Source organism: SAR324 cluster bacterium (genome assembly GCA_029245725.1).
In the GTDB taxonomy this organism is placed as follows: domain Bacteria; phylum SAR324; class SAR324; order SAR324; family NAC60-12; genus JCVI-SCAAA005.
Map to the genome: position 1 here is coordinate 1 of JAQWOT010000174.1, position 3,242 is coordinate 3,242.

The following is a 3,242-nucleotide window of genomic DNA, read 5'->3' on the forward strand; positions in this document are numbered from 1 at the left end:
TCTTCTCATTTGTCAGAAGGAGTTGCAGATGCAGGCGTTGAAGAAACTTTAATGACAGGCCCTCAATTTGTTCTATAGAGTCACGGATGTAGGCATTGAAAAGGTTGTAGGTGACTACCGCTGGAATAGCCGCAAAGAGCCCTGCACCAGTTGCTACAAGGGCTTCTGAGATTCCTGGCCCTACAACCATCAATTCTACAGATTGAAGTTGTGAAATCCCCTGGAAGGTATCAATCACTCCTAGAACAGTCCCTAACAAACCGACAAAAGGAGCCGTCACAGATATTGTGGCCAGTATTGATTGACCCGTGCGCAATTTAAGTTCTTCATGAACAAGAATTGCCTCAAATGATCTGTCTAACAACTCAATCAATTCAGAACAATAATCATTTTTTGACTGAGTAAGCGGTTTCAGTTGATCGATTTCTTGACTTGCATCGATAATAAATCTTTGAACAGGCCCTTCGGAACATTGTTTAGTTTGTTCAATGAATTGAACAAGATTGCTCTCTTCTTCAAAAATACGCAGAACATCTTTGTTGGAAGATCGGTATTTTTTCCAAACTAGAATTTTACTGATAAGAATCGTCCAAACTGAAACAGAACAGATCAGCAGCAGCAGCAGGATGCTAATGGCAAGCGTTCCTGACTGCTGCAGCGATTGGAGCAGAGGGGACATTTATATCAAGGGCGAAGTAGGAAGGTAAACTGTACTCGACGGTTCTGACTCCAGGCTTGTTCATTGGATTGGGGTACTGCAGGGAACTCCTCACCAAAACTGACCGTTTGGAGTGTTGCTGGATCAGCAACATAAGATTTCAGCAGATCTTTTACAGAATTTGCTCGCTGATGTCCGAGAACCAGATTGTACTCCTCGTTCCCCCTCTCATCTGCATGCCCCTCAACCTGAAGAATCATATCCCCTCTTCTCTCGAGTTCACGGAGTAGATTGCGGGAAATTTGGAGAAGTCGGTCTTTAAATTCGTTGCGAATTGCACTTTTATCGTAATCAAAAAAAATTCTTGGCATCAGCAAATCTGCTCGCTCATCACGGATAGGAGGAATTCCTAGGTTTTGGTATTCTGCTAATTGTGTATGAATAGCATCTAATAAGCGGCGTCTCTCATCATCACTCATGGAAGTGATCAAAGCAGTGTTTTGACCTGGAGCGGCAAAGCTACCATCTGGATTCAAAAGAGCCCCGCTCAAAAGACTGTCAGAGTTATCTGTCTCTGCCATCTCTTTTTGCTTAGCTTCCAGCCTCTTCATTAGTGCTTCTCGCTCCAACTGCCTTTGCCGATAGGTTTCATCAGGATCACCGTTATCTGTAGTTCCAGCTACCTGTTCCAATGCAGAAACAGGTTCCTTTGCAATTTCACTCAGATTGCTTTGGTCACTGTTGGCGCTGAGTTGATTGGTCTCAACACTTTCTGGAGGCTGGGGAGGGAAGAGATAATCCGTACAACCAGACAAGGCCACCAGAAAACTGCCCAAGACCAATGACTTTTTTCCTCTGGTAATATTTCGCATGCGCGTTCAGTTGGATCAATTGTTTGTCAAGAACTCACCAGTTGTGAGCTAATTCAAATCTATGCACATCATGCAGGACCTGAACCCAAATATAAATCTACATTTTTGCAGTATAGGCATAATTTTGTGTGGTTAAAGATTTGAGTGCTAATTTTAACTGTGAAATTAGAATTTATCTCTGCAAAATATCAGAATTTTTAGATCAAGGAAATGGTGAAAGGATACGAAATGGATCTTTGAAATTTCATAAACCTTGCACCCGAAAATTAGTTAATTTCTAAATCTCCAATCATTGAGAATAGTCTAGGATCAAACATGCTTTCAGATGAAGAAAGACAGGAATTAAGAGAACTTCCAGAAGTCAGAGAGACTCACAAACTTTTTGACAAGATGAGGATCGACCTGGAAAAACTTCATAGTCAACTGAGCGCATACAAAAAATCTGTCCCCTCAAACCAATTTCTTCGTCAGGTTGTGCAACGCAAGAGAGAACCTGCAGATCCGAATAACGTTAAAAAGCTCGAAATCACAGGTGCAAGACTAGCAGCAGCAAGCACTATTCAAAGCATTAAGAAATATAGTGACACTTTGGAGGCTGATCCAGCTAACTCAAGGGTACGCGTTGAGATGGTCTCAGATTTTTTGAGGAAAGGTGCTCACGAAGGCGTTTTACAGTATCGTGACGCTTTCATGCACTCGATGCTGGAGGCGGATGATCTGATCTTAAACACTGAAAAACTTCGCCTAGCCATGAAGGCACAGAAGATATATCTGGGTCATCTTCTATTGTTTTTACAGGACGATCTTCATGTCCAAAAGCAAGATAAAGAATCAAAAGCGGATTTCATGGTTCTGGCTAATCACATCAAGTACTTGAAAGAGGTCATTAAGATATTGCCATATCATAACTTCGATGCCAAAGAGTCCGTCGAAATGGATAAAAAGAAATTATTGAAACTGAATCGAGCACAACACGAGGAAATCTTATCACCAATTCTTGAGGGTATTTCTGCCTTACCAATGGCTTCCAAAAACAAAGTTATTCTGATGGAAGTCTTGGAGGACACAAAAAAGTCGATTCCGCTTTCTGGTTATTATTTGAGTCGGTTTTATCGTAGAACTGCTCAAATAAACCTGATTGCAACTATGACAGGCGATAGGGAGCAAGCAAAAACCACTGTTGAGAATTTATCGAAATCCATGAAAGCAATCATGGAGACTCTTCCTATGATGAAGAAAGCAACTAGAAAAGATTTGAGCCCGACGGTAAGAGAGTTTGCTCTAATTTGCTTGATGGTCTACCAATATCTTCCTAAATTAGGGGGAACAATGAATTCTGAGCACTTTAAAAGAATGGAGCATGCTGAGAAATTGTTGACCAAAATTCATGACGAAAGAGGTGTCAGTACTCTCCAACAGCAACTTCACAACGCAATTGAGTACATAAAGACCAAACCGAAACAAGCACCCGATCGAGGTAGAAAATCTCGAGAAGAGAAAGAGGCTGCAGATGCGACACCTACATTTTTTAAAAGCGATGTGCCTGAGGAGAGGGATCTCAGGTCAAACAAAGACGAAAAAGAAGCACCAGCGAATATTTTTTCGAGAAACCTTCCCAAAGATAAAGAGTTTTAATTAAATTCTCTGGCGTGGGAGCAATTGCGTAGTTTGGACAAAGGAAGTATTTTCTGGGATTTGGAGCTCTAATGATG

General features: G+C 41.4%; 3 protein-coding genes. 1 reads left to right on the forward strand and 2 read right to left on the reverse strand.

The genetic code is table 11. The features are described 5' to 3' along the window. Positions 1 to 679 (reverse strand): MotA/TolQ/ExbB proton channel family protein (locus tag P8O70_08885; GenBank protein MDG2196991.1); only part of this gene is annotated, 679 nt, incomplete at its 3' end. Between the two features lie 5 nt (positions 680 to 684). Next, on the reverse strand, positions 685 to 1,530 hold the full coding sequence (locus P8O70_08890; protein MDG2196992.1) for an OmpA family protein: 846 nt from the start codon (positions 1,528 to 1,530) through the stop codon (positions 685 to 687). Positions 1,531 to 2,229: 699 nt separating this feature from the next. Here P8O70_08890 and P8O70_08895 point away from each other — a divergent pair. Beyond that, positions 2,230 to 3,165: a hypothetical protein gene (locus tag P8O70_08895; protein MDG2196993.1), complete on the forward strand. Its 936-nt coding sequence runs from the start codon at positions 2,230 to 2,232 to the stop codon at positions 3,163 to 3,165. The last annotated feature ends 77 nt before the right edge of the window (positions 3,166 to 3,242 follow it).